Genomic DNA, 19,306 nt, shown 5'->3' on the forward strand with positions numbered 1-19,306 from the left:
TCGAGACCTCTCGCCTGTGCCGGAACCCGTCGAAACGACCGATCCCGAGGGCGTCGACTACGGCTGGGTGATGCAGACGACGTTCGTTCTCACCATCGTCGTCGGCGCGCCGATCGTCGCCCTCCTCTCGGTCAACGCAGACCTCCCGACCTGGGGCGCTCGCGCCGAGTTCGCGATTCGCGTCGGCGCGGTGGTCTGGATCCTGACGGCGCTCTCGGTGTTCGCCTACGCGAAGTACACGCTCACCGACGACCCGCTCGAGGACCAGTGAATTTGCGCGCCTCGAGAACGCGCATACTCGAGAGTCAGTAGGTTCTGGGACCGCCGTCGACGTACGCGAACGCCGTCCCCGCCCGGTCTGCGGTCAGCTTATCTCTGCGCGTGTCGCCGACGAAGAGGGCCCGTTCCGGCGTCGCTTCCAGTCCGTCGACGGCCGCGAGTAGCGGTTCGGGGTCGGGTTTCTGCGTCTCGACGGTGTCCCTGCCGACGACCGTCTCGACGGCGGTGAGCAGTCCGTGACTCTCGAGGGCGATCCGGCAGGCCGCCTCGCAGTTGAGCGAGCAGACACCGACGGGCACCGACTGCGTCGCCACGTCGTCGGCGGTGGCGAGACGGGTGGCTGTGCGCGCGCCGTCGCGCTCGTGGGCGGCGATGGCCGCCTCGACCGGGTCGGCGAGACCGTACTCGGGCGCGGCGAGCAGGAGGTCCCAGAGGTCTCGACTCGGTACGTCGACGGCCGCCGACTCGTACACCCCGAGGACGTCACTCGCGACCGCACCCCAGTCGACGTCGAGGTGGACGAGCGTGCCGTCGAGGTCGTAGACGACTGCATCGTAGGAAGCGTCTCTCACGGCTCGCCCTACGCCGGGCGGGTCGAAAGCGATGTCGGTCGGCCGACCACCACCTACTTCTCCTATCCGGGCGTCTCGAGCGATATGTCGACGAGCGACGCGCGTGTGAACGCTGGCCGTCTCGTGACCGCCTGGAAGGCACTCGAGCGACGCGTGGCGAACCCGCTCCTGCGGCGCGTGCTGCGTTCGCGACTGCACTGGCCCGCGAGCAGGTGGCTCCTGCTCGTCTCCTACGACGGGCGACGCTCGGGCGTCCGGTACTCGATTCCCGTCCTCTCCACCCGACTCGACGGTGCGTTCGTCGCCGTCACACCCACCGAGGAGACGAGATGGTGGACGAACTTCCGTGACGGCAGACGCTGTACACTCTGGACGCGCGGGCGGCCCCGACCCGGCGTCGGGACGGTCGTCAGGGGTGACGAGCGCGAGCGCCTGCTCGAGGCTCACTTCGACGCGCAGCCGCTGCTCCGCTGGCTGTTCGGAGCGCCGGCGGACGCTCGAGTGGACGCGTTTACCGTCCTCCGATTCGAGCAGCTGGACGAGCGCTGAGGGCACCTCCCTACGGCTCGAGCGAGACGCCTCCCTCGAGGAGCTGCTTGGCGATGATCGTCTTCTGAATCTCGGTCGTCCCCTCGTAGATCTCGGTCACCTTCGCGTCGCGGTAGAGACGCTCGACGTCGAACTCCGAGACGTAGCCGTAGCCGCCGTGAAGCTGGACGGCGTCGTTGGTCACGGCCATCGCCGCCTCACTCGCGGTGTACTTCGCCATGCTCGCGAGCGTCGCGCTCTCGCGGTGGTCACCGGAGTCGCCGCGCGCGCGGACCCGCGCGGCGCGGTGAGTTAGCTGGCGGGCGGTCTCGACGCGGGTCGCCATCTCCGCGAGTCGGTGTCCGACGGTCTGTATCTCGGCGAGTGGCTTGCCGAACTGGGTACGTTCCTGGGTATAGCTGAGTGTCTCCTCGAGTGCGTGTCTGGCGAGGCCGACCGACTGGGCAGCGATGCCGAGGCGGCCGTCGGTGAGGATGTGGAAGGCGGCTGAGAGCCCCTCACCGACGGGCGTCAGGCGGTTCTCGGCCGGAATCTCGACGCCGTCGAAGCTGAGGGCGGTCGTGTCACTCGCCCGCAGACCGAGTTTGTCCTCGGGTTCGCCGACGGTGAGTCCGTCGGCGTCGGCCGGGACGAGAAACTGCGTGATCGTCTCCGGGTCGGTACGGTCGGTCTTCGCGAAGAGGACGATCACGCCCGCGCGCTCGCCGTTGGTAATCCACTGCTTCTCGCCGTCGAGTACGTAGCCCTCGACGGTCCCGTCGGCCGTCTCGAGCGGCCGGGCTTGCGTCGAGAGTTCGGCGGGGTTCGATCCGGCGTGTGGTTCCGAGAGGGCGAACGCGCCGACCGGTCGGCCCGCGGCCATCTCCGGGAGCAGGCGCTCGCACTGGGAGTCGCTCCCGAAGGCCGCGATGGCCGACGTGGCGAGACAGTGGACCGAGAGCGCCGTCGCGACCGCGAGCGACCCCGCGGCGACCTCCTCGTAGACGAGCGCGGCGGTCAACGGGTCGGTCTCGAAGCCGCCGTAGGTCTCGGGGACGGTCAACCCGGTGAGTCCGAGGTCCGCCATACCGTCCCAGACCGCTTCCGGAAACTGTCCGCGTGCGTCTGCCTCGGCAGCGACCGGGCGAATCTCCTCGCGGGCGAACTCGCGAACGAGTTCTCGCACTGCCTTCTGTTCGTCCGAGACGTCCATACCACTTCCTGCGGTCGGAGCCGGCAAAAGTGTCACCCGGGAACGAGCCGTTCTCGGTCGCTGCTCACCCCGTCGCGGTTTCGGTGACCCGCTCGCCCGCGAGCACCTTGTTCGCTCGCCGGAGGCGCTCCGAGAGCGCCTGGTGTGAGATGTCGAGTTCGTCCGCCAGTTCCTCGAGTGAGACGCCCCGGGGAACGTCGTAGTAGCCGCGCCGGTACGCCTCGCTGATCGCCTCCTCCTGGGGTTCGGTGAGCATCGCGGTCTCCGTCAGGTCGCCGTCGCGTCCGGCCTCGACCAGCCGTCGCACGTCGACGCGCGCGCCGGCCGACTCGAGCGCCTCGACCGTCCCCGACAGCAGGTCGCGGTCGGGAAAGAGGAGGCGAAACGTCCAGCGGTCGCTCGAACAGCCAGCGTCGAGAATCGTTCCGTCGTGGTCGTAGATACACCGGCAGCGCTCGCCGACGCTCTCGGTGTACTCGAGTCGGTAGAGCCACTCGCCCGCCTCCGGGTCCTCGAGTAAACAGGTCGCCCGGTCGACGCTGTGGTCGCTCGCGAGCGCCGCGTCGAGCTCCTCGCGCGTCGCCCCGCACATCCAGACGAGCGGCATCGTCTGCAGCGGCCCGTCCGCGACCACGCTCTTGACGCGTACCTCGAGGTCGGGGAGCGCCTCGAAGGTCCCGGCGAGGGCGACGTCACCGATCGGGAGGGTGACCTCGGCGACGGTCGTCATCGGTTCTCACCCCTGGCCGTCCTGCCCGTCCGTGTTCCACCCGTGCTCGTCGTGCGCTGACACCGTCTCGCCGTCTCTGTGCGTGGACTCATGATGAGAGAACGACCTCGACAGAGACCTAGCGTTCTCGGGCGGTTGACCGGCGGGCTTGAGTGTTCCTGCCCGTTATCACCGGAGCCGTGCGAACTGGTTCAACGCGTAGACGATGCGGAGGACGTCGACGCTCCGTCCGCGGCCGAAGACGAGTTCGTCGGTACGGATCACGTGATCGAGCGTCGCCCGCGAGGCGTGTTCGGGCGCGGCGACGATGCCCGCCTCGGCGTCGCTCACCCACTCCATCACCCGGAGGTCGCTCTTCGAGTCACCCATGACGAGCGAGAACGGGTCGTCACAGCCGAGCACCTCGAAGGCGTGTTCGACGCCTGTAACCTTGTTCAGCTCGAGACTGGTGATCTCTGCGGCGTCGGCCTCGTAGTAGCCCACGTCGATCCGCTCGAGGACGTCACGGACCGCCTCGGGAACGTCTTCGGCGGTCAGGTCGGGCGAGACACCGGAACGCTCGAGGACGGTCCCGATTTCGGGGTCCGCCTCGGCGTAGACTGCGCGCGTCCAGTCGGCTGGTTCGCCGTCGTCCTCCGGTTCGACGTCGGTCGCCCCCGTGACCGCGTCGGCGAGCACCTCGAGTAAGTAACACAGCGCGTCGTCGACGATCTCGCGCGCTTCGCTCGAGCCGGTCTCGTAGTTCGGCTTGAGCGTCACGTTGAACTCGTTACCCTGGAGGTGACAGCCACGCCGGAGGCGTTCAGGTGCGTTCGGCAGCACGCTCGAGCGGACGTCGTCGAAGACGGTGCGAATCTCCTCGTCGAGCGCCTCGTAGAGCAGCCGTTTGGTGTCGCCGCCGTGGCCCGGTGTGAAGACGCCGGTCCCCGCCTCGTAGACGATCGAGACCGATCCCGAGTGGACGATCTCACTGCCGAGACCCTGGATCGCGAACCCCTTGACGTTCTCGAGGGTTTGGCCCGTACAGATGACGATCGGCACCCCGAGTTCGTGAAACTCCGTCAGCATGTGGAGGGTGTCACGCGGAATCTCGTTGTCCGTCCCGCCCGCAGAGCGTAGCGTCTCGTCGACGTCGAGGACGAGGACGTCGACCGCACGCTCGTACTTCGCCTCGAGGTCGAGCGCGGTGAACGCCTGTTCGCGCGTGGCGTGGGCGGCGACCTCGGCGAAGGTCTCGCCGGTGGCAAACGCGTCGCGGATCTCGCCCTTGCGTCGCTCGAGTTCGTCGCTCGCTTCCCGCCAGTGCTCGAGGACGACCCTCGAATCGATCGCCGGGAAGAGGTCGACGAACTCCTGGTACTCCCGTAGCGTCGCCGTGTCGAACTCGTCGTAGAGCCGGTAGACGAGATCGTATCGCTCCATGCCCGTCCACACGCAGGGAGGACGATAACTGTTGTTCAACGCCGCTACGACGCGGTTTTGCGGACATTGTTACTCGAAAATGAATACCTATTTTTGTCGAACCCCCCTACCCGCTCGTAATGAAGACTGTTGCAGTCGAACCCGGCGCGGGCGAACCCGTTATCCTCGAGAAACCAATCCCGGAGCCTGCGGCCGGCGAGGCGCTCGTCAGGACCCTCCGCGTCGGCGTCGACGGGACGGACCACGAAGTGATCGGCGGCGCACACGGCGGTACCCCGCCGGGCGACGACCACCTCGTCCTCGGCCACGAGGCCGTCGGCGTCGTCGAGGACGCCAACGGCACCGACCTCGAGGAGGGTGCCATCGTCGTCCCGACGGTTCGACGACTCCCCGAGGGGGCAGCGACGAACGAGTACTTCGAGCGCGGCGAACCGGACATGGCTCCCGAGGGGGCGTACGCAGAGCGCGGCATCGTCGGCGCACACGGCTTCATGGCCGAGTACTTCACCAGTCCCGCCGAGTACCTGGTTCCGATCCCCGAAGACCTCGCCTCGCTCGGCTTCCTCGTCGAGCCGATCAGCATCACCGAGAAGGCGCTCGAGCACGCCTACGCCTCGCGGTCGGCCTTCGAGTGGACACCCGAGTCGGCGCTCGTCCTCGGCAACGGCAGCCTCGGCCTGCTCACGCTCGCGATGTGTGAACTCACGCTCGGCTTCGAGCGCACCTACTGTCTGGGACGGCGGGACCGTCCCGACCCGACGGTCGACATCATGGACGAACTCGGCGCGACCTATATCGACTCGCGCAAGACACCGATTCCGGAAATTCCAGAGACCTACGAGGGAATGGACTTCATCTACGAGGCGACCGGCGTCGCTCCTCACGCCTTCGAGACCATCGAAGCGCTCGCACCCAACGGCGTGGGGGCGCTCCTCGGCGTGCCCGGCTCCTGGGAGTTCGAGATCGACGGCGGCCGCCTCCACAACGAGTTCGTTCTCCACAACAAGGCGCTCGTCGGCAGCGTCAACTCCCACCGCGGCCACTTCGAGTCGGCCGTCGACACCCTCGCACAGCTTCCCGACTGGTTCGTCGACGACCTCGTCACCGGCGTCTACGGACTCGCAGATTTCGAGGCAGCGTTCGAAGACGACGATACGACTATAAAAACGGCGATCGAATTCAGCCGTATATGAAAAACGTCGACGACCTGATCGAGAGCGCGTCCGAACTCGCAGAACGGGGTCTCGCCAAAGGAGAGATCGCAGACGAACTCAACGTCTCCCGGGAGACTGCCAGCTGGCTCGTCGAGCGCAGCGGCACCCGGGCGCAGGCGACGAGTCGCCCCTCGACGGGCGGCCCACAGGACATCCACGTCGACTGGAGCGCCATCGGCCGCGACAGCAAGCGCATGAGCGCCATCGCCGAAGCGATGGCCGACATGCTCTCGAAACACGGCGAGGACGTCGATCTGACGGTCGGGATCGAGAAGGCCGGTGCACCGATCGCGACGCTCATCGCCCACGAACTCGGCACCGATCTGGCGACGTACACGCCCGCGAAACACCAGTGGGAGGAAGGCGATATCGCCGACCTCGGCGGGACGTTCTCGCGGAACTTCGCGACCATCCGCGACCGCGAGTGCTACATCGTCGACGACACGGTCACCAGTGGGACCACCATGCGAGAGACCATCGACGCGATCCGCTCGGAGGGTGGCGACCCGCTCGCCTGCATCGTCCTCGCCGACAAACAGGGCGTCGACGAACTCGACGGCGTCCCCGTCTACTCGCTGTTGCAGGTCATCAGTGTCGGCCAGGAGGAGTAAACCACCGGACGTCTCTCGAGACCGACGACGTAACAGCTATCCGACGGAGGTCCCTACTCACCCCTATGACGTTCCAGCCAAACCGGAGCCTTCCACAGGAAGACGTCGACGAGCGCGTCGAGCGTGCGATCACCGAGAACGACGTCGTCCTCTTCATGAAAGGAACCGAACTCATGCCCCAGTGTGGCTACTCCCAGCGCGCCCTCGAGTTGATCGGCACCTACCGCGAGGAGTTCGAGACCGTCGACACGCTCGAGTCGCTCGCGGAGTTCCGTACGGCGCTCTCGGAACACAGCGGCTGGGAGACCATCCCCCAGACGTTCGTCGACGGCGAGTTCGTCGGCGGCTCCGACGTGCTCGCCGAACTCGAAGAGCGCGGCGAACTCGCGGCGACGCTCGAGGCGTGACCCTCGCGCGCACGCGAGCCAAAAGGTACAAACGGTTCACTTCGGAATGTAACAGCAGGCCATATATGCCTCGCGCTCGTATTCCGAACGAGAGACTATCGCTTCACACCTCCCCACCATGTCAACAGAGGACTCCAGACACGTTTATCGGCTCCACTCGACGCTCGAACTGCCACTCGAGGACCTTCGTGACCACATCGACGACGCCACCTTCCCGGAGGGCGTCACCGACGTGGAGATCACTCGACGAAACAACACCCTGATCCTGAAAGCCGTCGCCGAAGACGAGACGGTCAGTAAGTACACGCCGACGGCTCAGCTGAAAGCCAGCGTCACCGAGGTCCGCGTCTACGAGGAGGATCCCGACGAGCGTCGCAACTCCTTCCGCTGGGACGAGGAGGAAGAAGAAGAGATCGAGTCCGAACTCGTCGAGTTCGCCGCGTTCAAAGGCGACCGCGAGACCGTCCTCCAGAACTCGCTGCTCCAGTACGAGATGTTTCTCGTCCTCTGTGACATCGCTCACCAGGCCGAGAAAGGGACGCTGACGGCCATCTCCGAACGCGGCGGCGAACTCGAGGCGACCCGGATCGTCGACGGCGAGGCGCGCCCGGCCGACGTCGAGGTCGTCGAAGGCCCGCGCGACCGGAAGGCCAGCAAGGCGGGCGTCAACTGGCGGGACAACAAGTTCATCAGCGACTGAGTAAATCGTCGCTCCTCTCTTCTCTCGAGGGTCGTGAGTCGCCGGTAAACTCCCGCCAGTGGCGGAGGCTCCACATGCCGAGACCGGTACAGACGAGTCCAGCGGCGACGAAGTAGACCACCAGCTGGGTCGCGACGACCTGCTCGGGGTTCGTGACGCCGAAGATGGCTCCCTCGACGGCCAGCGCGACCAGCACGCCGCTCGCGAGGGCGATGCCGCCGCTCGCGATCAGGACGGTCATCCCGTCGACGCTGTCGTCGTCGAGTCGCCAGAGCGTCGCGACGAACGCGACGGCGGCCACTAGCGCGTAGTAGGGGAGCCGTCCACTGATGGCGCTCGTCTCACTCGAGATGAGGGCGACGACGCCGACCATCGCCGCGGTCAGGACGACCGTGACGCCGACGACGGCCCCGACGACTCGCACCGGTACGCGCGCTGTAACTCGTGCCCAGTCCATGTGCGCAGAAGCGGACCCGCGAGGGCAAAAACGTTGAGGCTTCCGGACCGGTCCTCGGTCGGACAGGAAGCATTTATAGACTGCCTGCGAACGCCCGCCAACGGATGGCCGAATCGATCGAGCGCTTGGCGGTCTCGGCGGATGGCTTCACGCTCCCCGTCGAGGACGTGCTCACGGGCCGCGGGTTCGTCACCGGCAAGTCGGGTAGTGGCAAGTCGAACACCGCGAGTGTCGTCGCCGAGGAACTGCTCGAGCGCGGTCTCGGGATGCTGATCGTCGACACCGACGGCGAGTACCGCGGCCTGAGCGCCGAGTACGACCTGCTCACCGTCGGCTGTGGCGAGGAGTGTGACGTGGACCTCGAGTCGAGCGACGTCGACCGCCTCGTCTCGCGCGCGCTCGAGGAGCGGATTCCGATGGTACTCGACCTCTCGACGTACCTCGAGACCGAGTCGGCCGAAGACGCCCTCTACGCGGTCGTGCGCGCGCTGTTCGCCGCCGAAGGCGAGTACCGCCTGCCCTACCTGCTCTTTCTCGAGGAGGCCCACGAGTTCCTCCCCCAGAGCGGCGGCGCGAACGCCGAGTTGAAGCGGCTGCTCGTCCGCGTGGCCAAGCGTGGCCGGAAACGTGGTCTCGGCATCTGCTGTCTCTCCCAGCGGCCGGCGGCGGTCGATAAGGACTACGTCACCCAGTGTGACTGGTTCGTCTGGCACCGCCTGACCTGGGAGAACGATACGGCGGTCGTCGGGCGCATCCTCGGCGGCGACGCCGAAGACACCGTCCAGTCGCTCGCCGACGGCGAAGCGCTCGTGCTCACCGACTGGGACGAGTCGGTCGAACGCGTCCAGTTCCGGCGCAAGCGCACCGAAGACGGCGGGTCGACACCCTCGCTCGAGGACCTCTACGCCGACTCGCGGGAGACGGCACTCGAGCGCGTCGAGGAGGCGTCCTTCTCGGACGAATCGGCGGCCGACGAGTCCACACCGGAACCGGCGGCCGACGCGGGTTCGGACGACGAGGTGTCGGAGAGCGCTGGTGACGCTTCGAACGAGGGGCGCACACGCCACGAGACGCCACCGAGTGCGGGTGATCCTCTCTGGGAGGTCGCCGCGATGGTCGTCTACCTCTACGATTCGCTGGCCGCCGTCCACGGCCGGGCGCTTCGACGACTCGAGCGTGCGCTCGCGCGGGCGGTCGTCCGTCTCGACGACCTGGTGGTCGGCCGGCCCCGAGCGCGGCGGGCGAGTCGTCTCGAGCGGGTACTCTACCGCGTGCTCGCGCTGTCGATCGTCCTCGGTGCGTACGCGCTCGCGCTCTTCGTGCTGTTCTCGGTGGTCTGACGGAGCTTACCTGCTCGCCTGCGAGCGGTGTGAGTCGCTGGTCCGGCGGCGTCTGTGCAGCCAGTAGACCGGCCCGGCGACGACCGAAGCGAGCGGGAGCGCGACGACCGCGTTCCCGAGCAGGTAGACCCCCGGTGTCGAGGGCGTGGTCCCGGTGACCAGGAGTTCGACGATGCGCAGGCAGACGAGCGTGAGCGCGCCGCCGCCGACGTAGAGCCACGGATTCGGCCGCCAGTCGCCACCCCGTTCGACCCGTGCTGTGGCCGCGGTGTACAGTCGGGCGGTCGCGTAGCCGGCGAGGTGGAGCAGGACTCCCAGTGCGACGAGCGCGAGCGCCCCCGCAGGGTGTGGCCGGCCGGTGTCGAAGGCCGCCGGGCCGACGGCCGCGTACACGCCGAGGTACCCGACCGAGAGGAGGGCCGGCGCGAGTAAGACGCTCGAGGGTACCTGCGCGGTGCTCGCGTCGCCGCCGTCGGCCGTGTGACCCGTCTCCAGCGTGCGATTCTGGGCGCTCGAGACGCACCGACTGCGTCGGCGCCCGGACGATTCCTGCGTGTCGAACCGGTTCCGCGCTCGCTCGCCGTCCGGGAGCGAGTGCAGGCCGGTTTCGACCTCCCACTGTCTGTGTCGTCTGTGACTCATGTCTCTCGGGTACGGCAGTGACACCCCGCCGGACGCCTCGCTCGCCGTCGGCCGCTCGCGGGCCGCCGGTAGTGACAGACGGCGTGACCACTCGAGCGGAAAGGCTTATGGCGTCGGAGGGAAAAGACAGAGGCGTTCCACTTCCTTCGGTCTTTTCCACGGTGAGCGTGTGCTGTCTTAGCCCCCAGGAACCCCGCTCGCTTTAAATTTTTCACACTCGAGACACATGACCCGGTGGTGACAGTGCACGCTCGAGCGGCGGCGGCCGAATCCGGCGCTCCCTGCCAGGGGTTTTCACTCACGACGCCAAAGCCGTCTAGAAATATGTACTGTTTGTGACAGCGCTCACGTCGGGGGTGTTCAGGCCGGCTCGGTCTCGTCCGAGCCACTGCGGCCGGGCAGGACCGTGAGACCGGGGACGATCGCCGCCAGTTTCGCCACGTAGCCGAACTTGAACAGGCCGATCTGGGTGAGCACGCCGAGGACGACCAGCGCCAGAAACAGCGGCGAGGTGACGTCGAACAGGAGGGGCTCGAGCGCGAGTGCCTCCTGGGCGGCCTGGAACTGTCCCACCGTCAGCGACGCCGAGGCGAACGACGCGCCGACGACGGAGGTGACGACGATCAGCATCGAGCGGGTGAGCAACAGGCCGAGGAACGCCGCCGCGGCACCGACCGCGAGCGCGAAGGCGATCTCGACGTACCAGGCCTCGGAGACGACCATCGAGGCGGTCAGTAAGCCGACGAAGGTGCCGACGACGAAACTGAGCGCGGCGACGGTGAACGAGAGGAGCAGGTAGCCGAGGACGCCACCGACCGCTGCGCCGACGACGACCGCCGCACCGATGGCGACGGTGCCCTCGAGTCCGACGACGCCACCGACGGTCGGCGCGAGGAGGTAGCCCCCGCCGCCGCCGAGGACGGTTCCGAGCAGGACGACGCCGTAGACCGAGAGTGCCGCGCCGGCGAACAACAGGACGAGTCCGCTCGCGATCAGTGCTGCCGTGACGATATCTACCATACCACCTCTACCGAGTCACGATTCATGAAAGTACCTGTATCGTGTCTTTCACGATTTCGAGCGAGTTTTTGGTGTTCGGACACACCGTTCGCACGGCCTGCGACAACACGCCGTACTTAGGGCAGATGCTGCCGTCACTCCGGACAGGCGACAACGCCTTCCGAACCCCGAAAAGCTATACGGCTCCTAATTATATTTAATTACACGAGATGACAGCCACGTTCCCCGATACGATCAACGTCGACTACACGGACGGCCAGAACGAAGACCCCGAGGACTACCCGAACCTCCAGGAGAAGGTCGAGAAAGCGATCGAGGTCACCGAGACCGCGCTGACCGAGTACGAGAACCCCGCCGTGATGTGGACCGGCGGCAAGGACTCGACGCTCGTCCTCTACGTCGTCAAGGAGGTCGCCGACCAGTACGGCTTAGAGCTTCCGACGGCGATCTTCATCGACCACTACCAGCACTTCCAGGACATCCACGACTTCGTCGACCACTGGGCCGACGAGTGGGACACCGAGGTCTACTACGCGCGCAACGAGGACATCGGCTCCTACGTCGAGGAGAACGACCTCACCCCCGGTGACGACATCGAGATCGACGCGCTCTCCGAGCACAACCGCCACCACGTCGAGAACATCCTCGAGTACGAAGACGAGACCTTCCCGTTCCTCCTCGACACCTACGCGGGTAACCACCTGCTGAAGACCGTCGCGCTCAACGACGCCTTAGAGGACCTCGAGGTCGACGGCGTCATCTCCGGCGTCCGCTGGGACGAACAGGAAGCACGCGCCGACGAGACGTTCTTCTCGCCGCGTCACGACCCCGACATCTACCCGCCACACGACCGCATCCAGCCCATCCTCCACTTCGACGAGGCGGCCGTCTGGGAGGCCTTCTGGCACTACATCGTCCCCGACTGTGTCGAGGGATTCCCCGAGGAGGGCTTCGTCCCCCAGAACGCCGACGACCTCCCTGAGGGCGTCGGCCAGGACGACATCCCCGTCTCGCCGAAGTACTGGGAGGGCTTCCGCTCGCTCGGCAGTGAGGTCTCCACCCAGAAGTCGGACGACGAACCCGCCTGGCTCCAGGACCTCGAGGGAACGACCGAACGCGCCGGACGCGCCCAGGACAAAGAGGACCTGATGGAGCGCCTGCGCGACCTCGGCTACATGTAACCGTCGGCCGACGACGCGCTCGCCTCGCATCCGATCACCGTTTTCGCGACGCAGAGCCTACTCGAGCGCTCGCTGTCGGCCCTTCGGCACCATCGAACGGAACTCGCCGTGGACGTAGAGACCGACGCCGAGCGGTTCGCGCTCGCCCGCCAGCTCGCAGGCGGCGATCAGGTAGCCCCAGTCGCCGTCCCACGGCAGTTCCTGGTCCTCACCGCGGACGAACCGGGCGGCCTGCTCGCGCGTGAGGTCGATCACACAGCGCGTCGCGTGGTGGCCGAAGCGGGCGACGAAGTCGGTCGTCGGCTTCCAGTGTTCCTGACGCGTTCGTAGACAGGTCATCCCGAGTGCCTCTACGCTCGTCGGCGTCGGAGCCTCGCCCGCGTAGATCCAGATCCGGCCCGACCCTTTCTCCCAGAAGGTGTACTCCTCGAAGGTCTCGAGTGGCATCCCGAAGCGCTCTTCGAAGTAGGTACAGACCTCCTCGCGGCTGACTCTGCCCTCGACACGGCGCTCGTCGGCTGTCGCTGGCAGTCTGTCGAAGCGCTGGCCGACGTTTTCCGCGAGCCCGTCGCCGTCACCGTTCTCGCCCATTAGCTCCCCACCTCCAGTTTCGCGACGAAGAAGCCGCCGGTGTCGTTCTGATGGGGGTAGAGACGGATCGCCCGCTCGAGGCGCTCGTCGTAGGTCTCGCCCTCCCACGCGGTGATCCCCGGTGAGTGCTCGAGGTCGATCTCGATCTCACGGAGGTGACAGTCCTCGGCGTCGAGGACGTAGTCGACGACGGCCTCGTTCTCTTCGGGGGCGAAGGTACAGGTCGAGTAGACGACGGTGCCGCCCTCGCGCGTCGCCTGCACCGCCCGCCGGAGGATGCCCTTCTGGACGCCGGAGACCGACTCGAGGTGGGCTTCGCTCCAGCCGTCGAGCGCGTCGGGGTTCTTGCGGATGGTCCCCTCGCACGAGCAGGGTGCGTCGACGAGCGCGCGGTCGAACTCGTCGAAGTCGAAGGGCTTCAGCGAGAAGTTCCGGGCGTCCTGGTGGGTGACCGCGAGCGCGCTCGCGCCGAGACGTTCGGCGTTAAATCGTAGCGAGGAGAGCCGGCCCAGGTTGCTGTCGTTCGCGACGACGGTGCCGCAGTCGTCCATCAGCGCGGCGATCTGGGTCGCTTTCCCGCCGGGGGCCGCACAGGCGTCCCAGACGCGCTCGCCCGGCTGAGGGTCGAGGACGACCGGCGGCACCGCGGACACCTCCTCCTGGCCGTGGGTCATTCCGCAAAATGAGACCCAGGTCGAACCCGGTCCCTGCGCGTCGTCGGTGAGGCGCAACACGTGCGGGTTCCACGCCGCTGCCTCGAACTCGACACCCTCCTCGCGCAACACGGCGGTCGCCCGCTCGAGCGACGCCGCGATGGTGTTGACGCGCACCACGCTCGGGAGCGGGCGTGCACACGCCTCGAGGAACGCCTCGAAGTCGTCGATAATCGGCCGGTAGCGCTCGAGTGGCTCCATCTGACTCGAGTTCGAACGGGGTGCGCTTGTGGGTTTCGAAGCGGTCCGTCTGCACAGGCTGTGCGTCTCACTCACAAACCATGGCCACAATTATACATTAGTGTACACATACGGCCATTAGTGAACGAAACCGATGACTACGAACACCAGCTTCGACGTCGACGACGTGGCGGTGATCGGCCGCACGTTCGAGGAGTACTGCCGCTTTTTCGACCTGGAACCCGCCGACCTCGTCGGCCGGACGGTCCTCGACTGTCCCTCGGGTGCCGCCTCCTTCGTCGCGAGCGCACACGAGCACGGGATCGACGCCACCGGCGCGGACGTGACCTACCGCCACTCACCCTCGTCTCTGACCCGGCTCTGCCGTGAGGAGTACGACGAGATGTACGCACAGCTGGCGACCCAGCCCGACGTGTTCAACTGGGAGGAGTACGGCGGTCTCGAGGAGCGAGCACGCTGTCTGCGGGAGGCGAAGGAGGTGTTTCTGGCCGACTACCCCGAGGGGCGGCTCGCGGGCCGCTACGCCTACGCCGCGCTGCCCGAGTTGCCGTTCGCTTCGGAGTCGTTCTCGCTCGTCCTCTCGGCGCACTTTCTCTTCCTCTACGGCGACCGCTTCGACGCCGCGTTCCACCGCGAGAGCCTGCGCGAACTCGTGCGCGTCGCGCGCGACGAGGTTCGGGTCTACCCGCTCGTGGGTCTCGACGGCGAGCGCTACCCCGAACTCGAGGCCCTACTCGAGACGCTCACCGACGACGGCGCTCGAGCGCGCGTGCGTGAGACGCCCTTCGAGTTCTTCCGCGGGGCGAACGAACTGCTCGTGATCGAACCCTGAGGTGGATTTATACTCCCGCCGTGGGTCGTGTGACCTATGGCACAGATCCGCATACAGGGTGAGCCGATCGGCTTCGAGAACCCGACGCTGCTCGAGGGCTTTCCGGGAATCGGGCTCGTCGGCAAGATCGCCACCGACCACCTGATCGACGAACTCGAGATGGACTACTACGCGAGCGTCCACTGCGAGGGACTGCCACGCGTCGGCGTCTACCGGACGGGTGATCCGACGGTCCGCCCACCGGTACGGATCTACGCCGACGAGGAGTCGGAACTGCTTGCGCTCCAGAGCGACACGCCGATCGCCGCCCAGGCGGTCGCGAACGTCTCCGCCTGTCTCAGTTCGTGGATGATCGACCACGGCATCAGGCCGGTCTTCCTCAGCGGCTTCCCGAGCGAGCGAGACGGTGAGCCGGACCTCTACGGCGTCGCGACCGGAGCGGGGAGTGGTCTCCTCGACGCCCACGACATCGCCGATCCCCCCGAAGACGGCGTCGTCGCCGGGCCGACGGGTGCGTTGATCAACCGCGCGGCCGAACTCGGTCTCGACAGCGTCGGACTCGTCGTCGACGCCGACCCACAGTTTCCCGACCCCGAGGCCGCCCGCGTGCTCATCGAGGAGGGAATCGCCCCGCTCACCGGTCTCGAGGTGGACGTGACCGACCTCGTCGAACGGGCGGGCGACATCCGCACCCAGCGTGAACAGCTCGCAAAGCGGATGCGCGACGCCGGTGAACAGGAGAGTTCACAGGCGAAGCCGCTCCGTATGTACCAGTAGCGGTCGCCACCAGCCAGTCCCCGCCGTTCGACTCGTACACTCCCGCGAGGCGGCGGCCGGCCACCTCCTGGCGTGGCGTACGGTCGCGATTTCGTGGTTGTCACCCGGTCAGAACATATCCAACGCCTTTTGTATCCCGCCGGATATCGGACTGGATAGAGATGTCTACGCAATCCCACGACATGGTCGTCGTCGGCGGTGGAACCGCCGGCTGTTTCGCGGCGGTGACCGCCGCCCGCGAGGGTCTCGACGTCGTCCTCGTCGAGCGCAAGACCGAAGAGGAGGGGGGACACATCGCCTGCGGTGACGGCATCAAAGGCGCGAGTTCGTTCCCGGACGTGATCGACCACGACCGACTCGAGGAGGCGTTCACCAACCGTGGGATCACCCGTGCGGTGTTCGAGAATCCGGCGACCGGCGAGGAGATCGACATCCCGTTCAACGAGACCGGCGGCGTCGTCGACCGCTACAAGTACGGCCAGATCCTCTTAGCGGAGGTCGACCGGGCGGGTGTCGAAGTTCACTACGAGACCGTCGTCCAGGACGTTCGTCAGGACGGCGATGGGGTCGTGACGGGTGTCGAGACCCGGCGCAACGGCGAGTCGGTGACCTACGAGACCGACGTCGTCGTCGACGGCGCGGGGTCGCTCTCGTTGCTCCAGGACAAGATCGACTTCTCGGGGTCGCACTTCGATACCAACGTCAACTACTCGCAGTTCTGCTCGGCCTACCGCGAAGTGGTCGAACTCGAGGAGCCAGTCGACTGGGACGACGCACTGGTCTTCAAACCGACGGAAGAACTGGGCTACCTCTGGTACTTCCCGCGCTCGCCCACCGAGATCAACGCCGGGCTGGGCTTCCAGATGAACAAAGAGCCGATGGAACTCGTGAAGGTGCTCAAAGCGGACCTCGAGAGCCGAGCGGAGTTCGCGGGCGCGACGGTGAAGAACAAACTCGGTGCTGCGCTGCCGACGCGCCGGCCCTACGACTCGGCGGTTCACCCGGGCTACGTCGCCGTCGGTGACGCAGCGGCCCACGTCAACCCCTGTACGGGTGGCGGGATTCCAGGAGCCGCGAAGGCGGGCCACTGGGCGGCGAGCGTCGCCGCCGACGCCATCACCGACGGCGACGTCTCCGAGTCCGCTCTCTGGGAGTACAACCACCGCGTCCAGACCGGCTTCGGCAAGCGCTTCGCCGCGATGGACCTCTACAACATCTTCGGCGGCGCACACGACATCGACGAACTCGTCTCGGTCATCACCGCCCTCCCCGGCCAGCAACTCGTCGACGCCATCGGCAAGAAGGGGACGGCCTCGATGGGTCTCGGCCTGAAGCTGAAGACGCTCGTGAAGACCTTCGGCCACTGGGACGTCCTCTACGAACTCCACCGGGTCCAGAAGACGGCTGCCTCGCTCAAAGACGTCTACGACACCTACCCGAACACGCCCGACGGCTTTTCGGCCTGGGAGGGCGAACGTGACGCCGTGATGGACCGCCTCTACGAGATCACCGGCGCTGACGCGAAGTACTGACTCCGCCGCTCACCACCCACACGACGCCGTTTTCTCTCCGTATTTCACCAGACGGGGCTGGCGAGGAAGTCAGCAACTTTCATATAGGTCACTGCGTAGGAGAGATTATGCGCGACCGCTTTGACGTGGCTATCGCCGGTGCCGGTCCTGCCGGCGCACAGTGTGCACGTGATCTCGCTGCGAGGGGGTACGACACGGTCGTTCTCGAGACCGAATCGGAAGCGGAGTTTCCACGTCAGAGCAACAAGTCGACCGGGGGCACCTTCCCGTCGATGATGGCCGGGTTCTCGATTCCCGACGACGTGGTGATGCACTTCACCGACAGCGTCGTCATCGAGTCACCGACGCAGTACTTCGCCCAGGAGCAGGCCGGGGCCGTCCTCGAGTTCGCCGACTTCAAGAAGTTCCTCGTCGCCGACAGCCAGGAGAAGGGCGCCGAGTACTGGTTCGACGCCCGCGTCTCGAAGCCGATCACCGAGGGCGGGAGCGTCGTCGGCATGCAGTACAACGGCGACGGGGAGGTCTACGCCGACGTCGTCATCGACGCGACGGGACCGGCGGCCCCGCTCGCGAAGGCACTTGGCGTCAGCGACCTCAAACACAAGAACCAGGCGATCGGTCTCGAGTACGAACTCGAGGGTGTCGACCTCGACGCGCCCGGCTACGCCGACCTGACCGACGCGATGATGCTCAGACTCGACCACGAGTACGCGCCCGGTGGCTACTCCTGGATCTTCCACACCGGCGCGGACACCGCGAAAGTCGGCGTCTGTTACATCCAGAACGAGACCTACCAGCAGTACGCGAAGAACCGGACGATCGACGGCTACCTCGAGCACTGGCTCGAGACCGACCCGCGCTTCGAGGGGACCGAACGGATCGAGGGCAAACACCACCGCGGGTCGGCACACGTCCAGCAACCCGGGAAACTGAGTACGGACGGCTTCATCGCCATCGGCGATACGGTGCCGACGGTCGACCCGCTCTGGGGTGAGGGCATCCACCAGGGAATGCGCTCTGCGCGCGCGGCCGCCATCGCCGTCGATCACTGTCTCACGCCCGACGACCCCGACACCTCGGCGGAGAACATCTCGCTGTACGACACCCTCTGGCACCGCGAGGTCGCCCCGAAGATGGACGCCCGGCTGTTGATGACGCAGCTGCTCTACTTCGCGGCCAACGAGCGCTACGACGAACTGCTCTCCGATCTCAACCGTCTCGACCCGGACACGCTGAGTAAGGCGAACCAGGGGAACAAACTCGCCATCGCCAAACTGCTCCACCTCACGGACATTCCGCTGCTCACCCGGTTCGCGCGCCACCGCCTCGGCGTCTGAGCCGACTGCCTCTTCCCGAACTCCTTTTCGCGTCCCTGCCGTCAACCGGCACGTGACCGACGAGATACCACCCGAACGCTGCCCGACTGCGGGACCGATGCCGATGCTCGGTCTCGGGACCTGGCAGAACACCGACCCCGAAGAGTGCGCCGAGACCGTCCGCGCCGCCCTCGAGATGGGCTATCGCCACGTCGACACCGCCCAGGGCTACGACAACGAAGCCGCCGTCGGCGAGGGCATCGCGCGCGCCGACGTCGACCGGGAGGAGGTCTTTCTCGCGACCAAGGTCTCGACGGAGAACCTCGCCTACGAGGACGTCCTCGAGACGACCGAGGCGAGCCTCGAGCGCCTCGGCGTCGACCAGGTCGACCTCCTCTACGTCCACTGGCCGACCCACACCTACGACGCGGAGGCGACACTCGGCGCCTTCGCCGAACTCGCAGACGACGGCCTGATCGACCACGTGGGTGTGAGCAACTTCGAACCCGAGACGCTCGAGACCGCACTCGAGGTCTGTGACGTGCCGATCCTGGCCAACCAGGTCGAACTTCACCCGCTGTTGCCCCAGCGCGACCTGCGCGCGGCGTGTGCGGACCTCGGTGTCGAGGTCGTCGCCTACTCACCGATCGCTCGCGGCGAGGTGTTCGACGTCCCCGAGATCAGCGCCGTCGCCGAGAAACACGACACGAGCGAGGTCGCCGTCACCCTCGCCTGGCTGCGCCAACACGGTATCACGGCGATTCCGAAAGCGACCGGCGACCACGTCCGTGAGAACTGGGCGTCGCTCGCGCTCGAGCTAGCCGACGAGGACCTCGAACGAATCGACGGCATCGAGCGGCGCCACCGCCTCATCGACCCCGCGTACGGTCCCTGGAACTGACGGCGCTGTGGCCCTTCTCCCGGTCGCTGGCTGGGTCTGTGACGTGCTGGTCGGTCTCTGTGACAGTTCTCTCCACTGATGGGTTCGGGAACGAAAAGCCGGAAAGTTAACGACAACCCAGAAGAGT

The 19,306-nt window shown here is 66.6% G+C and carries 22 protein-coding genes; 13 read left to right on the forward strand and 9 right to left on the reverse strand.

The features are described 5' to 3' along the window. Positions 1-16: 16 nt before the first annotated feature. Positions 17-271, forward strand: coding sequence for a DUF5822 domain-containing protein (locus N0B15_RS07410; RefSeq protein WP_263019011.1), 255 nt, complete (start codon positions 17-19; stop codon positions 269-271). A 34-nt stretch (positions 272-305) separates the two neighbouring features. Here N0B15_RS07410 and N0B15_RS07415 read toward each other — a convergent pair whose 3' ends face one another. Beyond that, the gene (locus N0B15_RS07415) at positions 306-851 is read right to left on the reverse strand and encodes an HAD family hydrolase (RefSeq protein WP_263019013.1); all 546 of its coding nucleotides are present in this window, start codon (positions 849-851) and stop codon (positions 306-308) included. Positions 852-935: 84 nt separating this feature from the next. Here N0B15_RS07415 and N0B15_RS07420 point away from each other — a divergent pair, with 84 nt between their 5' ends. Then, complete coding sequence (locus N0B15_RS07420; protein ID WP_263019014.1) at positions 936-1,400, forward strand: hypothetical protein; 465 nt, start codon at positions 936-938, stop codon at positions 1,398-1,400. A gap of 10 nt (positions 1,401-1,410) precedes the next feature. Here the strand turns inward: N0B15_RS07420 and N0B15_RS07425 are convergent, their stop codons facing one another. From N0B15_RS07425 to N0B15_RS07435, 3 genes are all read right to left on the reverse strand, one after another. Beyond that, a complete protein-coding gene (locus tag N0B15_RS07425) occupies positions 1,411-2,592 on the reverse strand; it encodes an acyl-CoA dehydrogenase family protein (protein ID WP_263019016.1) in 1,182 nt (393 codons plus the stop codon). Positions 2,593-2,656: 64 nt separating this feature from the next. Next, positions 2,657-3,322, reverse strand: a complete 666-nt coding sequence (locus N0B15_RS07430) for a helix-turn-helix domain-containing protein (protein WP_263019017.1) — start codon at positions 3,320-3,322, stop codon at positions 2,657-2,659. A 168-nt stretch (positions 3,323-3,490) separates the two neighbouring features. Beyond that, positions 3,491-4,744 (reverse strand): HAD family hydrolase, encoded by a 1,254-nt coding sequence (locus N0B15_RS07435; RefSeq protein ID WP_263019018.1) that lies wholly within the window; start codon positions 4,742-4,744, stop codon positions 3,491-3,493. 119 nt (positions 4,745-4,863) lie between these two features. On the opposite strand from N0B15_RS07435, the gene N0B15_RS07440 reads away from it, so the two are divergent. From N0B15_RS07440 to N0B15_RS07455, 4 genes are all read left to right on the forward strand, one after another. Continuing rightward, positions 4,864-5,937 carry a glucose 1-dehydrogenase gene (locus N0B15_RS07440; RefSeq protein WP_263019019.1) on the forward strand — a complete coding sequence of 358 codons (1,074 nt, stop codon included), beginning with the start codon at positions 4,864-4,866 and terminating at the stop codon, positions 5,935-5,937. Beyond that, positions 5,934-6,569, forward strand: a complete 636-nt coding sequence (gfcR, locus tag N0B15_RS07445; RefSeq protein WP_263019020.1) for a transcriptional regulator GfcR — start codon at positions 5,934-5,936, stop codon at positions 6,567-6,569. The genes N0B15_RS07440 and gfcR overlap by 4 nt, the downstream gene beginning before the upstream one ends. A 65-nt stretch (positions 6,570-6,634) precedes the next feature. Next, a complete protein-coding gene (locus N0B15_RS07450; protein WP_263019021.1) occupies positions 6,635-6,976 on the forward strand; it encodes a glutaredoxin family protein in 342 nt (113 codons plus the stop codon). Between the two features lie 118 nt (positions 6,977-7,094). Continuing rightward, the gene (locus N0B15_RS07455; protein ID WP_263019022.1) at positions 7,095-7,676 is read left to right on the forward strand and encodes a DUF7110 family protein; all 582 of its coding nucleotides are present in this window, start codon (positions 7,095-7,097) and stop codon (positions 7,674-7,676) included. Here the strand turns inward: N0B15_RS07455 and N0B15_RS07460 are convergent. After that, positions 7,666-8,133, reverse strand: a complete 468-nt coding sequence (locus tag N0B15_RS07460; protein WP_263019024.1) for a hypothetical protein — start codon at positions 8,131-8,133, stop codon at positions 7,666-7,668. The two genes, N0B15_RS07455 and N0B15_RS07460, sit on opposite strands and share 11 nt — an antisense overlap. Before the next feature lie 104 nt (positions 8,134-8,237). On the opposite strand from N0B15_RS07460, the gene N0B15_RS07465 reads away from it, so the two are divergent. Next, entirely contained in the window at positions 8,238-9,473 is a 1,236-nt protein-coding gene (locus N0B15_RS07465) for an ATP-binding protein (protein WP_263019026.1), read from the forward strand. 6 nt (positions 9,474-9,479) lie between these two features. Here N0B15_RS07465 and N0B15_RS07470 read toward each other — a convergent pair whose 3' ends face one another. Both N0B15_RS07470 and N0B15_RS07475 read right to left on the reverse strand, forming a co-directional pair. Continuing rightward, a complete protein-coding gene (locus tag N0B15_RS07470; protein WP_263019027.1) occupies positions 9,480-10,115 on the reverse strand; it encodes a hypothetical protein in 636 nt (211 codons plus the stop codon). A 360-nt stretch (positions 10,116-10,475) separates the two neighbouring features. After that, positions 10,476-11,135 (reverse strand): phosphate ABC transporter permease, encoded by a 660-nt coding sequence (locus N0B15_RS07475; RefSeq protein ID WP_263019028.1) that lies wholly within the window; start codon positions 11,133-11,135, stop codon positions 10,476-10,478. Between the two features lie 209 nt (positions 11,136-11,344). On the opposite strand from N0B15_RS07475, the gene N0B15_RS07480 reads away from it, so the two are divergent. Beyond that, positions 11,345-12,316 carry a phosphoadenosine phosphosulfate reductase family protein gene (locus tag N0B15_RS07480; protein ID WP_263019029.1) on the forward strand — a complete coding sequence of 324 codons (972 nt, stop codon included), beginning with the start codon at positions 11,345-11,347 and terminating at the stop codon, positions 12,314-12,316. Positions 12,317-12,373: 57 nt separating this feature from the next. Here the strand turns inward: N0B15_RS07480 and N0B15_RS07485 are convergent, their stop codons facing one another. Both N0B15_RS07485 and N0B15_RS07490 read right to left on the reverse strand, forming a co-directional pair. Continuing rightward, a complete protein-coding gene (locus N0B15_RS07485; protein WP_263019030.1) occupies positions 12,374-12,907 on the reverse strand; it encodes a DUF7122 family protein in 534 nt (177 codons plus the stop codon). Continuing rightward, a complete protein-coding gene (locus N0B15_RS07490; RefSeq protein ID WP_263019031.1) occupies positions 12,907-13,821 on the reverse strand; it encodes an RsmB/NOP family class I SAM-dependent RNA methyltransferase in 915 nt (304 codons plus the stop codon). The genes N0B15_RS07485 and N0B15_RS07490 overlap by 1 nt, the downstream gene beginning before the upstream one ends. Before the next feature lie 133 nt (positions 13,822-13,954). Here N0B15_RS07490 and N0B15_RS07495 point away from each other — a divergent pair, with 133 nt between their 5' ends. The 5 genes from N0B15_RS07495 to N0B15_RS07515 all read left to right on the forward strand — a co-directional run bounded on the left by N0B15_RS07495 (position 13,955) and on the right by N0B15_RS07515 (position 19,179). Beyond that, a complete protein-coding gene (locus N0B15_RS07495; RefSeq protein ID WP_263019032.1) occupies positions 13,955-14,653 on the forward strand; it encodes a hypothetical protein in 699 nt (232 codons plus the stop codon). Between the two features lie 36 nt (positions 14,654-14,689). After that, a complete protein-coding gene (locus N0B15_RS07500; protein WP_263019033.1) occupies positions 14,690-15,430 on the forward strand; it encodes a proteasome assembly chaperone family protein in 741 nt (246 codons plus the stop codon). 161 nt (positions 15,431-15,591) lie between these two features. Further along, positions 15,592-16,962: a geranylgeranyl reductase family protein gene (locus N0B15_RS07505; protein WP_425494214.1), complete on the forward strand. Its 1,371-nt coding sequence runs from the start codon at positions 15,592-15,594 to the stop codon at positions 16,960-16,962. Between the two features lie 107 nt (positions 16,963-17,069). Continuing rightward, entirely contained in the window at positions 17,070-18,299 is a 1,230-nt protein-coding gene (locus N0B15_RS07510) for a digeranylgeranylglycerophospholipid reductase (protein ID WP_263019034.1), read from the forward strand. Positions 18,300-18,396: 97 nt separating this feature from the next. Next, complete coding sequence (locus N0B15_RS07515; RefSeq protein WP_263019217.1) at positions 18,397-19,179, forward strand: aldo/keto reductase; 783 nt, start codon at positions 18,397-18,399, stop codon at positions 19,177-19,179. The last annotated feature ends 127 nt before the right edge of the window (positions 19,180-19,306 follow it).

The organism is Natronobiforma cellulositropha (genome assembly GCF_025629245.1).
GTDB classification, from domain to species: domain Archaea; phylum Halobacteriota; class Halobacteria; order Halobacteriales; family Natrialbaceae; genus Natronobiforma; species Natronobiforma cellulositropha.

Coding starts and splice junctions, on each gene's coding strand:
- N0B15_RS07420 (WP_263019014.1), top strand. CDS start 936: ATGTCGACGAGCGACGCGCGTGTGAACGCTGGCCGTCTCGTGACCGCC.
- N0B15_RS07425 (WP_263019016.1), bottom strand. CDS start 2,592: ATGGACGTCTCGGACGAACAGAAGGCAGTGCGAGAACTCGTTCGCGAG.
- N0B15_RS07430 (WP_263019017.1), bottom strand. CDS start 3,322: ATGACGACCGTCGCCGAGGTCACCCTCCCGATCGGTGACGTCGCCCTC.
- N0B15_RS07435 (WP_263019018.1), bottom strand. CDS start 4,744: ATGGAGCGATACGATCTCGTCTACCGGCTCTACGACGAGTTCGACACG.
- N0B15_RS07440 (WP_263019019.1), top strand. CDS start 4,864: ATGAAGACTGTTGCAGTCGAACCCGGCGCGGGCGAACCCGTTATCCTC.
- gfcR (WP_263019020.1), top strand. CDS start 5,934: ATGAAAAACGTCGACGACCTGATCGAGAGCGCGTCCGAACTCGCAGAA.
- N0B15_RS07450 (WP_263019021.1), top strand. CDS start 6,635: ATGACGTTCCAGCCAAACCGGAGCCTTCCACAGGAAGACGTCGACGAG.
- N0B15_RS07455 (WP_263019022.1), top strand. CDS start 7,095: ATGTCAACAGAGGACTCCAGACACGTTTATCGGCTCCACTCGACGCTC.
- N0B15_RS07460 (WP_263019024.1), bottom strand. CDS start 8,133: ATGGACTGGGCACGAGTTACAGCGCGCGTACCGGTGCGAGTCGTCGGG.
- N0B15_RS07465 (WP_263019026.1), top strand. CDS start 8,238: ATGGCCGAATCGATCGAGCGCTTGGCGGTCTCGGCGGATGGCTTCACG.
- N0B15_RS07470 (WP_263019027.1), bottom strand. CDS start 10,115: ATGAGTCACAGACGACACAGACAGTGGGAGGTCGAAACCGGCCTGCAC.
- N0B15_RS07475 (WP_263019028.1), bottom strand. CDS start 11,135: ATGGTAGATATCGTCACGGCAGCACTGATCGCGAGCGGACTCGTCCTG.
- N0B15_RS07480 (WP_263019029.1), top strand. CDS start 11,345: ATGACAGCCACGTTCCCCGATACGATCAACGTCGACTACACGGACGGC.
- N0B15_RS07485 (WP_263019030.1), bottom strand. CDS start 12,907: ATGGGCGAGAACGGTGACGGCGACGGGCTCGCGGAAAACGTCGGCCAG.
- N0B15_RS07490 (WP_263019031.1), bottom strand. CDS start 13,821: ATGGAGCCACTCGAGCGCTACCGGCCGATTATCGACGACTTCGAGGCG.
- N0B15_RS07495 (WP_263019032.1), top strand. CDS start 13,955: ATGACTACGAACACCAGCTTCGACGTCGACGACGTGGCGGTGATCGGC.
- N0B15_RS07500 (WP_263019033.1), top strand. CDS start 14,690: ATGGCACAGATCCGCATACAGGGTGAGCCGATCGGCTTCGAGAACCCG.
- N0B15_RS07505 (WP_425494214.1), top strand. CDS start 15,592: ATGTCTACGCAATCCCACGACATGGTCGTCGTCGGCGGTGGAACCGCC.
- N0B15_RS07510 (WP_263019034.1), top strand. CDS start 17,070: ATGCGCGACCGCTTTGACGTGGCTATCGCCGGTGCCGGTCCTGCCGGC.
- N0B15_RS07515 (WP_263019217.1), top strand. CDS start 18,397: ATGCCGATGCTCGGTCTCGGGACCTGGCAGAACACCGACCCCGAAGAG.